The following is a 16,736-nucleotide window of genomic DNA, read 5'->3' as shown; positions in this document are numbered from 1 at the left end:
GGTGGCGATCAGCAAGGCCATTTTTTGGCCTTGTTCGGGCGGCGAGGAGTGCGGTGGCGATCAGCAAGGCCATTTTTTGGTCTTGTTCGGGCGGGCGGCAGCCGAAGTGACGAGGGCGGCCGCCAGAATGATCGGTTACGCGCCGGAGAGAGGGAGCTACGGGAGTTCGGCCCAATCGATTCGAACCCTTTATGGGCAATACGGGGAGCCAAATTGGCCAGACGCAGAAAAAAACCTTTCCCCGGCCGACCGGCCAAAGAAAGGCATCATTCAAACCATTAGTTGTTGAACGGAGTGTCCGATACTTTGATCGAATCGGTCGGGCATCCGTCGCAAGCGTCCTGGAGATCGTCGTAAAGCTCCTCCGGAATTTCGGTGTTGCCGTGGTTCCCGTCGCCGCCATAAATGACTTCGGCAAGACCCTCGTCGTCGTAATCGTAAATATCGGGAGCTGTAGCGCCGCACGCGCCGCACGCGATACAAGTATCCTTATCCACATAAGTAAATTTTGCCATATAATAATCCTCCTTAGATCGATTCGCCACATAACAAAAGCAAAGAGTTCTCTGTTGTCCAATATAATACAAAAACCCGTATAGATCAAACGAAAATAAAGAACGAAACGATCTCCTAGCGCGCTTACAGCCCCTCGTCTTCCTCCGGATCGCTCTCCCGGAGAAAGTCCGTTTGCAGCGACGTTCCCCGGATTTTCTTGTTGCGGATCAAAGCCGAAGGATCATCCGTCAGCATGCCGGCCGTAAGCACCGCGCTCTCGCCATACTTGTCCCTCAATCGGTCCATCACTTTATTCAATTGTTCCTTGCGGGGAGCTTTCTCATACCCGAACAAGTCCAGTTGGATCGGCGTCTCCGACTTGGGGCTGAGTCCCTGCAGCGTAATGCCGAGAAGCCGTACCGGCTTGCCTACCTTCCAGTGCCGGTCCATCAGACGGCACGCCTCCTTGTACACTTCGTCCGCAGCGTCCGTCGGAACGTCCAAAGTCGCCGAACGCGTGATCGTCTTCATGTCCGGATCGCGTATCGTTATTTGCACCGTAGAGCTCATCATCCCTTGGCGGCGCAGCCGGCGCGTCGTCTGATCGGCAAGATTGAGCAGAACCGCCCGGTACTGTTCCTTCCGGGTCAGATCGGCCGGAAGCGTCGTCGTATGCCCGATGGACTTGGCGGCATCCCGAATCGGTTCGACCGGCGCATCGTCGATTCCGTTCGCAGCGCGCTTCATCCAGCCTCCGTAAACGCCGAACCGCTCGACCAGCCACTTCTCGTCGGCCGCGGCCAACTCGCCGATCGTACGGATGTTCAGCCTGGTCAGCTTCTCGGCCGTCTTCTTCCCGATCCCGAACAACGTCTGGCACGGTTTGTCCCAGAGAAGTCCGGGCACATCGCGGCGCCTGAGCACAGTGATGGCATCCGGCTTGCGCATGTCGGAGGCCATCTTGGCAAGGAGCTTGTTCGGCGCCACTCCGATCGAGCAAGGAAGCGACAGCTCTTCCCTCACCCTTCTCCGAATCGCTTCCGCAATGTCCAGCGGCTCGCCGAATTGGCGGCTTCCCGTTATGTCCAGGTAGCATTCGTCGATCGACACCGCTTCCACAAGCGGCGTGTAGCTGCCCGCGATTTTCAGGAACGCCCTGGAATATTTCCGGTACAAATCGAAATCCGGCTGAATGACGATCAGCTCCGGACAGACGCGCGTCGCCTGCCGGACCGTCATCCCTGTCCGGACACCGCGGGCTCGGGCTTCGTAGGAGCTCGTGACGACGACGCCTTTGCGAAGCTCTACGCTTCCGGCAACGGCTGTGGGCTTACCTTTATATATGTCGGGTTGCTCGGCGGCATGAACGGAGCAATAGAACGCGTTCATATCCATATGGAGAATAATCCGGCTGCGGTTGCCGTTCAAAGCGCATGACCTCCCGTGCGGCGAATCGCTTCTTCCTTCTATTATATAACAAAGGCGAACAAACGTCCGCACTTCCGTGACGTCCGCCGCGAGGGCAAGCGCCCTCTACTTTTGAGTCCTGACATGGTATAATAGGTTAAATTGTTTGCGCTTCAGGAATTCTAGGTAGGAGGCAATCCGTCTACATGACTACTTCCATCAGCATTTTCGACACCACTCTTCGGGACGGCACGCAGGGCGAAGGCATCAGCCTAACCGCCGAGGACAAGCTGAAGATCGCTTTGAAGCTAGACGCCTTGGGCGTTCATTATATCGAAGGCGGCAATCCGGGGAGCAACAGCAAGGATATCGAGTTTTTCAGGCGGGCCAGAGAACTGAACCTGCAAGCGAAGCTGACCGCTTTTGGCAGCACCCGGCGCAAGAACAGCGTCTGCGAGCAGGACGCCAACCTGAAGCACTTGATCGAATCCGGAGCGAAGGCTGCCACGCTCGTCGGGAAGACGTGGGACTTCCACGTGCATACGGCGCTGCAGACGACGCTGGAAGAGAATCTGGCGATGATCTACGAGTCGATCGCCTTTGTGAAGCGGCACGGCCTGGAAGCGATTTTCGACGCGGAACACTTCTTCGACGGGTACAAAGCGAACCCCGAATATGCCATTGCCGCCTTGACGAAGGCGAAGGAAGCCGGTGCGGACTGGATCGTCCTGTGCGATACGAACGGCGGAACGCTGCCGACGGAAATTCGGGAAATTGTCGGCCGGGTAACCGGCGTCATCCAGTCGCCGATCGGCATTCATACGCACAACGATTGCGAGCTTGCGGTAGCGAACGCGCTGGCCGCGGTCGACGCCGGCGCCCGCCAGGTTCAGGGAACGATCAACGGGTACGGGGAACGGTGCGGCAACGCGAATCTTTGCTCCATTTTGCCGAACCTTCAATTGAAGATGGGGTACCGCTGCATCAGCGACGAGCAGTTAAAATCGCTGACAGGCGTGGCGCGTTACGTCGGCGAGATCGCCAACGTTCATCTCCCGGTCAACCAACCTTACGTGGGCAACGCCGCTTTCGCGCATAAAGGAGGCATTCACGTCTCCGCCATCCTGAAGGATTCCAAGACGTACGAGCACATCTCCCCGGAGCTTGTAGGCAACAAGCAGCGCGTCCTCGTCTCCGAGCTCGCGGGCCAGAGCAACATCGTCTCCAAGGCGCAGGAGATGGGCCTTGACGTGGAATCGGTCTCCAAGTCCCGCGAGGTGATCGACCGGATCAAGGAGCTGGAGCATCAAGGCTATCAGTTCGAAGGCGCGGACGCTTCCCTGGAATTGCTGCTCCGCAACGCTTTCGGCGAGACGGAAGACGTGTTTACGGTCGAATCGTTCAAAATCTTGTGCGAGAAAACGGCGGAAGGCATGCTGTCCGAGGCGATTGTGCGCATCAAGGTAGGCGGGGAGCAGGTTTACACCGTCGCGGAAGGGAACGGGCCGGTCAACGCCTTGGACAACGCGCTGCGCAAAGCGCTCGTCCAGTTCTATCCGGGCATTGCCAACATCCATCTGACCGACTACAAGGTCCGGGTTCTCGACGAGAAGGACGCAACAGCGGCCAAAGTCCGCGTGCTGATCGAATCGTCCGACTTCAAGGATTCGTGGAGCACCGTCGGCGTCTCGTCGAACGTTATCGAAGCGAGCTGGGAAGCGATGCTGGACAGCATTCGCTACGCATTGCTCGGCATGGCGAGAAGCGAGACCGTCCCCAATGCGGTGCCCGAATCGCTTGGCCTTGTCAACCATTGATTATCTGTTAAAAAAAGCATGCCTTGGCGGCATGCTTTTTATTGTGCGGAACTTTGGGATCACAACACGTCCTTCAGCATGTTCTCCCAGTCCGCGATCGGTTGGACGCCTTCGATCCGGTGCCGAACGACGCCGTCCCGGTCCACGATGAAGCTGATCGGATACGAGTAAACTTTGTAGTCGTCGCCAACCTTGCCGGTCTTGTCCATCAGGACGGGAAAGGTCAATTCCTTCTCCTTCACGAAGTCCTTCGCTCCGCGAACGGTGTCGTACTTCGTTTCGTTCACGGCATACAAGTCGAGCCGGTCTTTGTATTTGTCGTAAAGCTTGATCAAATCCGGCGCTTCCATGTCGCACGGTCCGCACCACGAAGCCCAGAAATTGATTATGAGCGCTTTGTCCCGCTTGCCGCCCACTTTATAATTCGTCGCGCCGTCGATGGAGGCCAATTCGAACGAAGGCGCGAGCGCTCCCTGCTTCGGCGCCGTCTCCATCGCTTGGCTGCTGCCGGCCGAAGCCTTTACCTCTTCCCCTTTCCGGTCTTGCCCGGGCCAATTGAAGGCAACGATAGCCGCAAGGGCGATCAAAACGGCGCCAAGGATGACGATATTGCGTCTCATGAAGTCCCCTCTCTTCCATAGTCGTTGCCCTTCCATCTTACCTCAATCCCCGTCCCGATTCCATCTTTGCCGGAAAGAACGCCGAATGCGCCCCTCCTCCGATGGGCACATTATCTCTGTTCCCGCATCCACCCGACCAAGGAGGAGCTTATGGCACCGTCACGGACCAAGGACAAGTCGAAAAACAAATTGCAGGTGATGTTCTCCAGCGATATGGCCGTGCGTTCCCGTTCGGGACACAACGGTGCCAAAGCTGAGAATAAGCCCGCCTCCTCGTCCAAAAACAAAATATGGGAATACATTGCGCTTGCGACCGTACCGCTCGTGCTCGTGCTCGGGAACTCGATGATCGTGCCGATTTTGCCGACGTTAAGGCGCGAGCTGCAAATTTCTTCCTTTCAGAGCAGCTTGGTGATTACGTTATTTTCCGTCACGGCGGGCTTGATCATTCCCATTGCCGGCTACTTATCGGATCGCTTCAGCCGCAAAGCGGTCATGATTCCCGCTCTGATCGTTTACGGCGGAGGCGGCATTCTGTCCGGCTTCGCAGCGATATGGCATTCTTACTGGTTGCTGCTCGTCGCCCGGGCGGTTCAAGGCATCGGAGCGGCCGGCACGACGCCGATCGCGATGGCGCTGGTCGGGGATTTGTACAAGGACGCGGAGGAGAGCAAGGCGCTAGGCCTCATTGAAGCGTCCAACGGCTCGGGCAAAGTCGTCAGCCCGATACTGGGGTCTTTATTCGCATTGATTGTCTGGTACGCGGCTTTTTTCTCGTTCCCCGGCTTCTGTATTTTGGCGATCGCCGCCATCGTGTTCCTGATCAAGGAACCGAAGCGCGACGCGGCTCCGACGCCGCTCAAGGAATATATCCATAAAATCGGACGAATCTTCTCCAAGGACGGCCGATGGCTGATCGTCTCGTTCTGGGCTGGAGCGGCGGCGATGTTCATATTGTTCGGCGTGCTGTTTTTTTTGTCCAACATGCTTGAAGGCAAGCCTTACTCCATCAACGGGGTGCGCAAAGGCTTCGTGCTCGCGATTCCGCTGTTCGGCATGGTCACCACCGCCTATTTTACCGGCAGCATCATCCGCAAAAACGGCGTTTTGATCCGCTGGCTCATGAACATCGGTCTCCTTCTGATGGCCGGTGCGCTGTGCGCCGCCATCTGGCTGAACTACAACCTGTACATTTTTATGGGCTTGCTGACCGTCAGCAGTATCGGCACCGGCATGCTGCTTCCTTGCCTGACGACGATGATTACGGGTGTTGTGGAAAAAGCGGAAAGAGGCATGATTACGTCCCTGTACAGCAGTCTCCGGTTTCTTGGCGTTGCCTTCGGTCCCCCGCTGTTCGGCTGGATGATGGAAATTTCCCATCGGACGGTCTTTATTACAGTCGCCATCCTGTCGTTCATTACGCTTGCTCTCGTTTTTTTCCTCGTCAAGCCGGCCAAGCAGGTCAAATAAAAAGCTTGCGGTTGTCCGCGCGGGAATTTCATCTCATACTGGAGAAAAAGATTCGCGTATGGGGTGATACGTTCTGACGCGTTATGCGGAAGCGATCCTAATCGAAGCCATGCAGACGAACCTGATTCGGCAATGCCGCGACCGCCTGCCTTACGAATGCTGCGGCGTCGTCTTCGGCGCCGTCCGGGACGGCCGGCTTCGGGCCGACGGATTCGCGGTCGTCCGCAATGCCGCTTCGAACCCGGAAGTCTCGTTCCGGTTCGATCCCGCGGAATGGGTGCGAATTCACTATGAAGCGCAAAAAAACCAACGAACGATCGTCGGTTTTTTCCACTCGCATCCGAACGGTTCGCCAACGCCGAGCCGATTGGACGCCGAAGGATGGGACGGGGCGGGCGCTTATTGGATTGTCGGATTATCCGGTGCAAGGCCGGAAATCCGCGTTTTCGGCAGAACGCCGGAGAAGGAATGGTATCCGATCCCGGTCAAAACCGTTCCGGGTTAATGGCGGCTCAAATAAGCATATAAGTCCCCGAGAGTATAAACTTGCTTTGTTTGAATGCGGTTCAAAAATTCGAACCATAGCTTGGCCGTCATGATCGAGTCGTGAAGCGCATGGTGGCGGACGGTAATCTCCACGCCGTACGTCTCCAACAACTCGTCCAAACCGTAGCTTTTGCGTTGCGGCTCCAGCCACTTGGCGACCATCATCGTATCGAGCACCCGGTGCGTCAGGTTGACCTTTGACGTTTTCCACAAGGCCGCGTTGAGGAACTGCTTGTCGTGTCCGCTGCCGTGCGCAATGAGCACGCGCTTCCCGGCAAAATCGAGAAAGTCGTGGAGCCCCTGCATCAGGTCGGGAGCGTTCTCGGCCATTTCGTTCGTAATGCCGGTCAACTCGACAATATGCTTCGGTACTTTCCTTCTCGGGTTCACCAGCCGGTAGAAGGGCTCCGCGTCCTCGAACGCTTTGCCCTTGACCAGAACGCCGCCGATGGACAAAATTTCGTCGCCGCTGTACGGATTGAAACCCGTCGTCTCGAGATCGAAAACGACGGCTTCCAGCTCGTCCAGCGGCGTCTCCAGCGCGGACTCCTTCCGCTGGTCGCGGGACATCGACCGGATAAAGGCCATTTGCTGCGCGTTGGAGGAGCCGAGCAGCGAAGCGATGGCCGGGGTAATGCCGCCCATCTTGTACAGATGCCACATACGGCCCATCGGACTTTTGGGTTCCTTCAAGATGTTCACCTCCCGCCGAAGCGGTATCGCATCTCCCTCTCGACCTGACGCTGAAGCTTGCGCCCAAGCTTCAGCGCCTTCTTCAAGGGAGTCTTCCATTCGCGGTTCAACTTCTCGGCGGGAAGCTTCCCGGTGCCGATCCATTGGCCCTCCTCGTCCTTCGCCGCCGCCAACAGACGGAGCTTGAGGAAGAGATCGAAAGCCTCCATCGACTCCCGCGCTTCCTTCGCCGTCAATATGTCCGCTTGCTCAAGCGCCCGGATGCGCCCGATCGTGCTCGTCTCGGCAATGCCGGCTTGCACGGCCAGCAGCCGGAACACGTTGACCATCGGGATATAGGCGCCGTACTTGATATCCAAACTTCCGGCATTCTCTCCGTAACGTTCCTTCAGCAATTGTCCGAAAACGCCGACCAGCACTTTGTGGCGCAGCGTATTTTCCATCATTCGTCTGGCGATGACGGGATGTCCTTGGACGTCCCGATGGAAGCGTTGATGCCACCGCTCCACCAGCCCGGCGTCGCCGGCCACCCGTCTGCCGTCCGCCACGATGAGCAAGTAGCGCACGTTCTCCCAGCTCGGTTCGGCGAACCAGCTATCCAGCTTGCGCTCCCATTCCCCGATCGGCAAGCACCATTCCGGATTCGACGCGATCACGTTGCCTTCGCAGGGCGGATAGCCGATCTTGATGAGATAGTCCACGACCATAGCCGCGAACGAACGAAAATAATGCGCGAGACGTTCCGCGTCTTCTTCGTCCTCCGGGTCGCTGTAGACAATGCCGCTGTCCTGGTCGCTGCTCAGCGTCTGTTCGCGGCGTCCGCCGCTTCCGAACAACAGATATGCATAAGGCACGGGAGGAGCGCCAAGCCCCAACCGTGCCAACTCGATCTCCGCAAGCTTCAACGCCCTGCCGATCAAGGCGTCGTGAAGCTCGTTCAGCTCTTCGACGAGTTCGATTGCCGAAGCAGCGGAGAGAACCGCCACGAGGCGGTTCTGCTCCTCCCTTCGGATTTCCTTCAAGCATTCCGGATTTCCGGCGCCGTTGATGTCAAGCAACCGCTTCTCCTTGTGAAGCTTGGACATGCGGCTTCTTCCCCTCCTGTATGGACGCCGGCGAACGATGCGACCGATGGTGTGAACGAACGATTAGAGCGACGCCGAGCCCGATTTCTTGAGCGCTTCCGGATAACCGTAGTTGCCGTGTTCGCTCAAGTCCAAGCCGATAATTTCTTGCTCTTCGGTTACGCGCAGGCCGATCACTTGCTTGATGATCCAGAGGACGACGAAGGAAGCTGCGAATGCGAAGGCGCCGCACACGACGACCGACTCGAATTGAACCCACAGCTGATGGCCGCCGCCGCCGTAGAAGAGGCCGGCCTGACCGACGCCGACTTTCTCGACGAGCGCCGGCGTTGCAAATAATCCATTCGCCAGCGTGCCCCAAACTCCTGCCGCGCCGTGCACGGACATGGCGGCGATCGGGTCGTCTACGCGGATCTTCTCGAAGAATTGTTGGCTCAGGAAGACGAGCACGCCCGCTGCCAGACCGATGACGACGGCAGCCCAAGGTTCGACGTACGCACAGGAAGCCGTGATGGCGACAAGTCCGGCCAGCGCGCCGTTCAGCGTGACGCCGATGTCCGCTTTGCCTTTGACGAGCCAAGAGATGAGCAGGGCCGCTACCGCGCCGCCTGCTGCGCCCAATTGGGTCGTGAACGCGACGTAGCCGAAGAACCCGTCGCCTACGGCGACCGCGCTGCCCGCGTTGAAGCCGAACCAGCCTACCCACAGCAGCAATACCGAAAGGGAGGTAAACACTTGGTTGTGCCCGAGAATTTCATTCGCAGAGCCGTCTTTGTTGAATTTGCCGATCCGCGGCTTCAGCAGAATCGTCGCGGCGAAAGCGGCCATGGCGCCCGTCAAGTGGACGACCGTCGATCCCGCATAGTCCTGCGAGCCGTCGTCCGCCAGCCAGCCGCCGCCCCAGATCCAGTGCGCGATGACCGGATAAATGACGGAGCCGAAGATCAGCGTAAAGATCAGATACACCGACAATTTGGCGCGTTCCGCGAAGCCGCCCCACGCGATGGACAGCGACACCGCCGCAAACGCCAGCTGGAAGACGAAGAAGATGGTGGACGGATACGAATCGCCGTCGCTGGCCGCAATCGGCGGATTAAAGAAAAAGTCGCCGATGCCGATAAACTTGCTCAAGCCTTCGCCGGCATCACCGCCGAACGCGAAGCCGTAGCCGACCGCCCAATAAACAAGCGATACGAGACCAACCGTAAAAATCGTCTTGCCCGCAACGTGGCCCGCGTTTTTCATCCGGGTGGAACCCGTCTCGAGAAGAATGAACCCGCCTTGCATCAACAGGACGAGAATACCTGCAACGAGAATCCAGAGGGCATTTAGTCCCATGTCCAGCATCGTCGTCGTAGGTCCTTCACCGTCCGCCGCAAATGCCATGGATGGGAAAAGAACCAGCAACGCGCCTAAAGCAAGCAAACTCTTCTTGACCAAACCGACCACTCCCTACGTGTAATGTAACATAACATTTAAAGAAAGGCTTAGTGTCATTATAGTAAGATGTTCACGATTTGACAATATGATTTTGTTATAAATGATTAGGATTTGTGCTAAAAATCTAACATTAAAAACGCCGAAATGTCCAAATGTTAAGAAATAGCCCCCATTTCCCCTCAATTACCCCGGTTTTCAGGGCATTTATCCCTACATGGCCTGCAACCCAAGAATTAGCGAATATTCACAAAGCAAATTCGTGTCATCAAACATTTCACGACCGCTTTTTCGTTCGCGCAAAAAAGCGTACAGACGCCCAAAAGCATCACGTTTGACTGTATGGTTGTGAATTGAGTATATTAACAATAGGGAATCACATGCTACAGAAGGAAGGTGAATGGCGTGCGTCAAGGATCGATGGAGCCGCAGCGCAATCTGTACCGTATCGGCGAGCTGGCCCAGCTTGCCGGAATCAGCCCTCGGACTATCGATTACTACACTGGCATCGGACTCATCCACCCGGTCAAACGGTCCGGCGGCAATTATCGGCTGTACGACGATGAAACTTTGGAACGGATACGCCGTATTGAACAATTGAAGGCGCAGAAATTTACACTCGAAGAAATCAAGGAGAAGTTCGCCTCCTTCACGCGGGTCACTCCGAACGAGCACGTATCCCGCAAGCTGGTCGATCTGCAAAGCCATTTGACCCAGCTTGAACGGGAGGTCAAGGAATTGGAGCCGGTGTTGGACCAGCTTAAGCCCCAGCAGGCCAAGCGGCTGTTCCGGGCGATTACGCCCCAGACGGCGGCGTGCATCGAAGCGCTGCTGCTGCTGCTCGGGAAGAGCAACCTGATGTGACGGGCGAACGCAACCGCGAGCTCTTCATTGAAGATGGAGGGAACAGTAATGTTTTTTCACCCGATGGACTTTCTCATTATTATCGCGTTCCTGTTGTCGCTATGGGCGCAATTCAGGGTAAGCGGTACGTTCAACAGATGGTCCGAGGTTCAGGCGATGAGCGGCATGACCGGCTATGAAGCCGCCCGGCGGATGCTCGACCGCAACGGTCTTCACGATATTCCGATCGAGCCGGTTCCCGGCAAGCTGTCCGACCACTACGATCCGGTGCAGCGCGTCGTCCGCCTGTCCGAGCCGGTTTACTACGAGAGCTCGATCTCGGCGATCTCCGTCGCCTGCCACGAAGTCGGGCATGCGATCCAGCATAAGCAGCATTATCCAATGCTCGTGCTGCGCCACCGGATGTTCCCGGTCGTCCGCTTCGCATCCGGTATCGCGCCGTTCCTGCTGCTTGCAGGCTTCTTGTTCCATGCCTTGAACCTGATCGGGCTCGGCATCATCTTCTTCTCGGCCGCCGTCGCTTTCCAATTGGTGACGCTGCCGGTGGAATTCAACGCCAGCGCCCGGGCGCGCCGCCTGATGGTTGCGGAAGGCTTCATCACCAACCAGGAGGAGCGAGGCGTCGCCAAGGTGCTGAACGCGGCCGCGCTGACATACGTAGCCGCCGCTTTGATCTCCTTGCTCGAATTGGTCAAATACATCATGATCTTCACAAGCAGCCGGGACGAATAAAAAGATGGCGGCGCTCGGGAGACAATCCCGGCGCCGCCATCTTTGTTTTGGTTTGCTTACTGCATAGCCTCCGGCCTCTTACTTCGGTTGTCCTCGAAGCTGACTTGCTGTAAAGGCGATTTTCGATCTTACAGCCGCCTCTACCTTGGCCGATACTGCTCGCGAAAGTAGGCGATCAGGAAGTCGTGGAACAGCCGCACGACCCTCGAAGGCTTCTCTCCGGCGCGGCGAATGAGCGCGATCGTGCGGGTGACGCCGGGCTCCTTGAGCTTGACGATGGCCGGCATGAACGGGCTCGTATGGCTGAGCGCCATCTCCGGCAGCAGACTGACGCCCATCCCCGCGGCGACGAGACCGCGGATCGTGTCCGTCTCCTCGCCTTCGAAGCCGATCCGCGGCACGAAGCCGGCGGCCCGGCATGCCTCCCATACGATCGGACGCAGCGAGTAGCCGCTGCTGAACAACACGAACGTGTCGTCCTTCAACTGGTAAAGGTCGATCTCTTCCTCGTTGGCCAGCGGGTGATTGGCGGGCAGAATGGCGAACAGGTTCTCCGTCAGCACAATTTCGCCGCACACATGGTCGTTCTTGTCCGGCAGCGGCGAGATGAACGCAAGATCGACTTCGGCTTCGATGACGTCCCGGATCAGCGACGCGAACATCCCCTGCTTGAAGCGGAACTTGACGTTCGGATGTTTGGCGCGGAACTCGGCGATCACCTGCGGAATGAGGTGAATGCCCAAGCTGTGCGGAAACCCGAGACGAATCTCGCCGACTTCCGGATCGAGGAACTCGTGAATCTCGTTTACGGCGCGGTCCAGATCCTCCAGAATGCCTTCCGCACGCTTCAGGAACAGCTGGCCAACCGGCGTCAGCTGAACGTTCCTACCCCTCTGCATAAACAGGCGGACGCCGAGCTCCTCCTCCAGCCGGTGAATTTGCCGGCTGACGGCAGACTGCGCCACGTGCAGCTCCTCGGCCGCCTTGGTCACATGCTGGATTTTCGCCACATGAACGAAATATTGCAATTGTCGAAGCTCCACCTTGCCTTTACCCCTTCCACACCATTAGCCCATTTGATAACTGTCCTGCCTGCACGCAATGCCTCATTCTTCGCCGACGACCGGCTTACGATCTCGTCCAGGCCGATCCCATTAGCCGGTAAAGCGCGAATCCCGCCGCCAGACCGCCCAGATGCGCCCAGTAGCCGATATTCGGTACGAGGAAGGAATAGATCAGCCCGGTAAACAGAATGCCGTATACGGTCGTACGCGAGCTCTGATCCAGCTTCTGCCTCTGGAACAGGCAAATATACAAATACGCACCGTAAAGGCCGTAGATCGACGTAGAAGCCCCTACGGCATACCAGGGACCGGAGGCCAGCCAGACGGCGACCAGGTTGCCCAGAACGCCGGAGACGAGATAGAACAGCGCGTAGCGCGCATGCCCGCACATCCGCTCCAGCGGAGGCGCGAAGACGAACAGTCCGAACAGGTTAAAAAGCAGGTGCGGCCAGCTTCCGTGCAGGAACAGCGCCGCAACGTATCTCCACCAGTCGTTGAACCCGGGCAAATTGGTGATCGCCCCGAGCCGAAGCAGGTTATCCGTCGTAAAGCCCCCAAGCGCCAGCTCGACGCCGAACAAGACGATGCACAGAACGATGATCAGCGAGTTGACCGGATAGAGCCGAACGTATTGGCGCCAGCTCTCGTATCTGACGAAAATCAAGGCAAGTCCCCTTTTCCTTCCCCGTCCGCGCCGGTTGCCGATTATTGGACAACGGCATTTCCAACGGATTATAATAAGTTCGGCAAGCCCATTCCCTAAAGGAGGTATTTCTCATTATGAGCCAAGAACGCACCAACGTTGCAACCTTTAAAGGCAATCCTCTTACGCTGATCGGACCCGAACTGAAGGTCGGAGACCAGGCTCCGGACTTCCAATTGCAGAAAAACCTGCTTGAGACCGCTTCCCTGCAAGATTTCGCAGGCAAAGTGAAGCTGATCAGCGTCGTGCCTTCGATCGATACGGGAGTATGCGACGCCCAAACGCGCCGCTTCAACGAAGAAGCTTCCAAGCTTGGCGACAATGTCGTCATCCTGACCGTAAGCGCGGACCTTCCGTTCGCCCAAGCCCGCTGGTGCGGCGCAGCCGGCGTGGATCGCGTCGTCCTGCTCTCCGACTACAAAGGCAACACCTTCGGTAAAGCATACGGCGTCCTGATCAAAGAGTTTCAACTGGACATGCGTTCGATCTTCGTCCTGGACAAGAACAACAAAATCACTTATATCGAAGTGCTGAAGGAAATGACGGAACATCCGAACTACGAAGCTGCCGTAGGCGCCGTCAAAGCGCTCGTTTAAAAACAGAACCGGGCGCCGGGCTCAGGCGCAACAAAAGCGAGGCAAGGCCACCCGCCTTCCTCGCTTTCTTATGTTCTTCCGCGTTATTGCTGCTTATATGAGGCCAGCTTCTTATCGAGGACGCCGTAGATTTCCTGAATGACGCGATAATTCGCCCCCAGATCTCCTAACGAGCCTCTGGAAGCCGAGTAGATGTCCACGGCCGACGAGCCCGGTCCGGTTCCTACGATCTGAACGGTGATGTCCATCGTCCGTCCCGACATCGTCTTCTTCTCCATAACGATCTCGCCGATCGTCGGCACTTCATGGAGAACGCGATAACCTTGCATCTTCTTCAGAATCGATCCGATCTCTTCCCAGGCCCGATCCTTCGACAAGCGGTAATAATGGGATTTCAATTTCGGATCCTTCGCCTTGTCGCCCGTATGTTCCTGGCTGCGAAATAATCCGATGAGCATTCGCTTAAGCAATACACTCTCTCCCTCCGGGTGCCAATGCGCTACCTAATATCATACCATGCTTGTCCCGGGGATAAAAGCCATCCGCAAAAGAAAAAAACCCGCAAATGCCGTTCGACGCGCAAGTTTCTGAACCCGCTCTCGCAGGTGGGTGTCCGCAGCGTACGCTTTTGACTTCCCCTTTCGAGGGCATGCCAGCCGCCGCGCAATGTAGGACTCCCTTAGAAACAGCATTGGTTCAAAACAATTATCGTCGTGACGAACATCGCAGGAGGTAAACCTTATTATACGCACCGCATCGGGAAAAGTAAACCCGCGGCCTTTAGACGCTTCCGTTTTTGCCGCTTTCTTCTTCGTCCTTGGTCGGCGACTCTTCGATCGGCAAATCGTTTGAATCCGCTTCCGTCTTCGCCTGCATCTTCTGAATCGTCTGGTAAAAGTTGAAGAAGGCGACGACCGCGATAATGCTTCCCATGAAGAACGGGATGAGGAACGTAAACTTGAACAGACTGATGTAAATGACGAATGCGCTTACGATGGCCGTCGACAAGGAACGCAGCGGGCGTCCGATCGTCAGAATGACGGCATTCTTGACGAGCTGAATCGTTTTCATATGAAAATGCGACAGCATCGAGAAAAACTGAAACAGCGAGATAAAGAGCAGCACCATCAAGGCCAGGAACAAAATGGCGAGCACGCCGAAGCCTTTCAGGTTTTTCAAATAAACCTGATAATCGATAATCAGGATGGCGAACAACACCATGTACAGCAATCCGCCGAGCATGGCTTGCAGGTAGTTCGCCTTGTAGCTGCGGAAGAACGTCTTGAACAACGGCACGTCCGTATCGCCCATCACCCATTTCCGGGCGACCGAGAACATGGCCGAGGTCGCCGGAAACAGGGTAAACGGGGACAGGATGGAAATCAGAATGAACGTAACCACGAACTGGTCCGTCGTCTCGGAGTGAAGCAATGACAGCATGAAATACCATACCGGCAAAGAACACAACACCCACAGGACGTTCGTTACGGACAAACGCATGATCCATTCGGAGATCTTGTAAAAACCGCCCATCATGCCCCGCATCTCCATGGAGTACTTCCTCCTCAGACGAAGCTGTCGTTCGTCAGATGTTTACATAATCTTCGTTGTGCGAACGGGCGCCCCCGCGGGGATCGTCCCGGCGGTCTCCGCGCGGCGATCCGCTGCGGTAGCCGCCGTCCTCGCGGCGGTCGCGGTATCCGCCTTCCCGATAGCCGCCTTCGCGATAAGGCTTGCGGTAACCGCCTCCTTGCCCGCCGCCGTAACCGGAACGGCCCTGGCCGCCGCGGCCTTGTCCGCCGCCGTAGCCTCCGCGACGCTGACCGCCGCCGTATCCGCCTCCGCCCCGTCCGTCGAATTTGCGCTTCTTCGAACGGATCGGATCTTCCGGCGTCAACTCGATCGCGACGTCCTTCTTGTCGCCGGTCAGCAGCTTCATGGCCGCCGACAGCAATTGGACGGAATCGTACTGCTCCAGCAGCTGGGTAGCCACGAACTTGAACGAAGCTACGTCGTTCTCGTCGTCTACCGCGTCGATAATCCGTTCCGCGACGACGCGCTGCTTGCCTTCCATCGCTTCCGCGATCGTCGGCAGCGGCTTTCTGGAGATACGATGACGGGTCACCTTCTCGATAAAGTGCAGATGGTCGATCTCGCGAGGCGTGACGAACGTCCAGGACGTGCCTTCCTTGCCCGCGCGTCCGGTACGGCCGATCCGGTGAACGTAGCTCTCGGGATCCTGCGGCAAGTCGAAGTTAATGACGTGCGTGACGCCGGAGATGTCGAGACCGCGCGCGGCGACGTCGGTTGCGACCAGAACGTCGATGCTGCCGTCGCGGAACTTCCGCATGACCGCGTCGCGCTGGTTCTGCGACAGGTCGCCGTGCAGGCCGTCCGCCGCATAGCCGCGCTTCAAGAGCGCTTCGGACAGCTCCGCCACACGGCGCTTCGTCCGTCCGAAGATGATGGCCAGCTCCGGCGGTTCCATGTCAAGCAGGCGGCACAGCCCGTCGAACTTCATCCGCTCCTGAACTTCGATATAAAACTGCTGGATGTTCTTGTTCGTCGTCTGCGTCTTCGGAATCATGGAGATATGTTCCGGATCCTTAAGGAACTGCTGCGCCAGCTTCTGAATGTTCGGCGGCATCGTAGCCGAGAACAGCAGCGTTTGACGCTCTTCCGGCACCAGGCTCAGAATGGATTGGATATCGTCCATGAAGCCCATGTCGAGCATTTCGTCCGCTTCGTCCAGCACGACCGTCTGCACGTCGTCCAGGCGGATCGTCTTGCGGTTAATATGGTCCAGCAGACGGCCCGGCGTGCCGATAATGATCTGCGGCTTGCGGCGCAAACCGCGAATCTGGCGTCCGATGTCCTGACCGCCGTAGATAGGCAGCGAGCGAAGTCCCTTGAAGCGTCCGAGCTTCTCGATCTCTTCGGCGACCTGAATGGCAAGCTCGCGGGTAGGCGTCATGATGAGCGTAACGATGCGATCCTCGGACGCTGCGATCTTGCTGACGAGCGGAATGCCGAACGCCGCCGTCTTGCCGGTGCCAGTCTGTGCCTGCCCGATCATATCTTTACCGCTCAGAGCGACGGGAATCGCGTGCAATTGAATGGGGGTCGGTTCTTCATACCCCAGCTCCGTAATGGCTTGAAGAACGTCGGGCTCCAAGCCGAATTGTGAAAATGTGCTCAAATTTTTTT

The 16,736-nt window shown here is 57.2% G+C and carries 18 protein-coding genes and 1 other RNA gene; 7 read left to right on the top strand and 12 right to left on the bottom strand.

What is annotated here, in order from left to right:
* On the top strand, positions 1–289 hold a 289-nt coding region (locus G485_RS30715; protein ID WP_035157768.1), incomplete at its 5' end, for a hypothetical protein.
* On the opposite strand, the gene G485_RS0122510 is transcribed toward G485_RS30715, so the two are convergent.
* The gene (locus tag G485_RS0122510; RefSeq protein ID WP_027094392.1) at positions 279–515 is read right to left on the bottom strand and encodes a ferredoxin; all 237 of its coding nucleotides are present in this window, start codon (positions 513–515) and stop codon (positions 279–281) included. The genes G485_RS30715 and G485_RS0122510 overlap by 11 nt on opposite strands.
* Positions 516–639: 124 nt before the next feature.
* Positions 640–1,923, bottom strand: coding sequence for a DNA polymerase IV (locus G485_RS0122505; protein WP_027094391.1), 1,284 nt, complete (start codon positions 1,921–1,923; stop codon positions 640–642).
* 185 nt (positions 1,924–2,108) lie between these two features.
* Here G485_RS0122505 and cimA point away from each other — a divergent pair, with 185 nt between their 5' ends.
* Entirely contained in the window at positions 2,109–3,719 is a 1,611-nt protein-coding gene (gene cimA, locus G485_RS0122500; protein ID WP_027094390.1) for a citramalate synthase, read from the top strand.
* A gap of 59 nt (positions 3,720–3,778) precedes the next feature.
* Here the strand turns inward: cimA and G485_RS0122495 are convergent, their stop codons facing one another.
* The gene (locus tag G485_RS0122495; RefSeq protein ID WP_027094389.1) at positions 3,779–4,339 is read right to left on the bottom strand and encodes a TlpA family protein disulfide reductase; all 561 of its coding nucleotides are present in this window, start codon (positions 4,337–4,339) and stop codon (positions 3,779–3,781) included.
* 150 nt (positions 4,340–4,489) lie between these two features.
* Here G485_RS0122495 and G485_RS0122490 point away from each other — a divergent pair, with 150 nt between their 5' ends.
* Both G485_RS0122490 and G485_RS28645 read left to right on the top strand, forming a co-directional pair.
* Positions 4,490–5,809 carry an MFS transporter gene (locus G485_RS0122490; RefSeq protein ID WP_027094388.1) on the top strand — a complete coding sequence of 440 codons (1,320 nt, stop codon included), beginning with the start codon at positions 4,490–4,492 and terminating at the stop codon, positions 5,807–5,809.
* 109 nt (positions 5,810–5,918) lie between these two features.
* Positions 5,919–6,314 carry a M67 family metallopeptidase gene (locus G485_RS28645; protein WP_051318496.1) on the top strand — a complete coding sequence of 132 codons (396 nt, stop codon included), beginning with the start codon at positions 5,919–5,921 and terminating at the stop codon, positions 6,312–6,314.
* Here G485_RS28645 and G485_RS0122480 read toward each other — a convergent pair.
* From G485_RS0122480 to G485_RS0122470, 3 genes are all read right to left on the bottom strand, one after another.
* Entirely contained in the window at positions 6,311–7,048 is a 738-nt protein-coding gene (locus G485_RS0122480) for an exonuclease domain-containing protein (RefSeq protein ID WP_027094387.1), read from the bottom strand. The two genes, G485_RS28645 and G485_RS0122480, sit on opposite strands and share 4 nt — an antisense overlap.
* 5 nt (positions 7,049–7,053) lie before the next feature.
* Positions 7,054–8,133 (bottom strand): DUF294 nucleotidyltransferase-like domain-containing protein, encoded by a 1,080-nt coding sequence (locus G485_RS0122475; protein WP_027094386.1) that lies wholly within the window; start codon positions 8,131–8,133, stop codon positions 7,054–7,056.
* 63 nt (positions 8,134–8,196) lie between these two features.
* Complete coding sequence (locus G485_RS0122470; RefSeq protein WP_027094385.1) at positions 8,197–9,573, bottom strand: ammonium transporter; 1,377 nt, start codon at positions 9,571–9,573, stop codon at positions 8,197–8,199.
* A gap of 417 nt (positions 9,574–9,990) precedes the next feature.
* Here G485_RS0122470 and G485_RS0122465 point away from each other — a divergent pair, with 417 nt between their 5' ends.
* Complete coding sequence (locus tag G485_RS0122465) at positions 9,991–10,434, top strand: MerR family transcriptional regulator (protein ID WP_035157800.1); 444 nt, start codon at positions 9,991–9,993, stop codon at positions 10,432–10,434.
* 48 nt (positions 10,435–10,482) lie between these two features.
* On the top strand, positions 10,483–11,166 hold the full coding sequence (locus G485_RS0122460) for a zinc metallopeptidase (protein WP_027094383.1): 684 nt from the start codon (positions 10,483–10,485) through the stop codon (positions 11,164–11,166).
* Positions 11,167–11,306: 140 nt separating this feature from the next.
* Here G485_RS0122460 and gltC read toward each other — a convergent pair whose 3' ends face one another.
* Entirely contained in the window at positions 11,307–12,209 is a 903-nt protein-coding gene (gene gltC, locus G485_RS0122455) for a glutamate biosynthesis transcriptional regulator GltC (protein WP_027094382.1), read from the bottom strand.
* A gap of 85 nt (positions 12,210–12,294) precedes the next feature.
* On the bottom strand, positions 12,295–12,894 hold the full coding sequence (locus tag G485_RS0122450) for a rhomboid family intramembrane serine protease (RefSeq protein ID WP_027094381.1): 600 nt from the start codon (positions 12,892–12,894) through the stop codon (positions 12,295–12,297).
* A gap of 116 nt (positions 12,895–13,010) precedes the next feature.
* On the opposite strand from G485_RS0122450, the gene tpx reads away from it, so the two are divergent.
* Positions 13,011–13,529 (top strand): thiol peroxidase, encoded by a 519-nt coding sequence (gene tpx, locus G485_RS0122445; RefSeq protein WP_027094380.1) that lies wholly within the window; start codon positions 13,011–13,013, stop codon positions 13,527–13,529.
* A gap of 83 nt (positions 13,530–13,612) precedes the next feature.
* On the opposite strand, the gene G485_RS0122440 is transcribed toward tpx, so the two are convergent.
* The 4 genes from G485_RS0122440 to cshA form a co-directional block, all read right to left on the bottom strand.
* Entirely contained in the window at positions 13,613–13,999 is a 387-nt protein-coding gene (locus G485_RS0122440) for a DUF1499 domain-containing protein (RefSeq protein WP_027094379.1), read from the bottom strand.
* 82 nt (positions 14,000–14,081) lie between these two features.
* Positions 14,082–14,264, bottom strand: a non-coding RNA gene (gene ssrS, locus G485_RS29555) — 6S RNA.
* Positions 14,265–14,309: 45 nt separating this feature from the next.
* Entirely contained in the window at positions 14,310–15,080 is a 771-nt protein-coding gene (locus tag G485_RS0122435; protein WP_027094378.1) for a YesL family protein, read from the bottom strand.
* 34 nt (positions 15,081–15,114) lie between these two features.
* Positions 15,115–16,728: a degradosome RNA helicase CshA gene (gene cshA, locus G485_RS27845; RefSeq protein ID WP_051318495.1), complete on the bottom strand. Its 1,614-nt coding sequence runs from the start codon at positions 16,726–16,728 to the stop codon at positions 15,115–15,117.
* Between the last annotated feature and the right edge of the window lie 8 nt (positions 16,729–16,736).

It is taken from the genome of Cohnella thermotolerans DSM 17683 (assembly GCF_000429825.1).
GTDB classification, from domain to species: Bacteria; Bacillota; Bacilli; order Paenibacillales; family Paenibacillaceae; genus Cohnella; species Cohnella thermotolerans.
This window is presented reverse-complemented; position numbering and strand designations above follow the sequence as displayed.

What these genes read in the sequence shown, in the direction of transcription:
- G485_RS0122510 (WP_027094392.1), bottom strand. Translation starts at nt 515, where the DNA reads ATGGCAAAATTTACTTATGTGGATAAGGATACTTGTATCGCGTGCGGC.
- cimA (WP_027094390.1), top strand. Translation starts at nt 2,109, where the DNA reads ATGACTACTTCCATCAGCATTTTCGACACCACTCTTCGGGACGGCACG.
- G485_RS0122495 (WP_027094389.1), bottom strand. Translation starts at nt 4,339, where the DNA reads ATGAGACGCAATATCGTCATCCTTGGCGCCGTTTTGATCGCCCTTGCG.
- G485_RS0122490 (WP_027094388.1), top strand. Translation starts at nt 4,490, where the DNA reads ATGGCACCGTCACGGACCAAGGACAAGTCGAAAAACAAATTGCAGGTG.
- G485_RS28645 (WP_051318496.1), top strand. Translation starts at nt 5,919, where the DNA reads ATGCAGACGAACCTGATTCGGCAATGCCGCGACCGCCTGCCTTACGAA.
- G485_RS0122475 (WP_027094386.1), bottom strand. Translation starts at nt 8,133, where the DNA reads ATGTCCAAGCTTCACAAGGAGAAGCGGTTGCTTGACATCAACGGCGCC.
- G485_RS0122465 (WP_035157800.1), top strand. Translation starts at nt 9,991, where the DNA reads ATGGAGCCGCAGCGCAATCTGTACCGTATCGGCGAGCTGGCCCAGCTT.
- G485_RS0122460 (WP_027094383.1), top strand. Translation starts at nt 10,483, where the DNA reads ATGTTTTTTCACCCGATGGACTTTCTCATTATTATCGCGTTCCTGTTG.
- tpx (WP_027094380.1), top strand. Translation starts at nt 13,011, where the DNA reads ATGAGCCAAGAACGCACCAACGTTGCAACCTTTAAAGGCAATCCTCTT.
- G485_RS0122435 (WP_027094378.1), bottom strand. Translation starts at nt 15,080, where the DNA reads ATGGAGATGCGGGGCATGATGGGCGGTTTTTACAAGATCTCCGAATGG.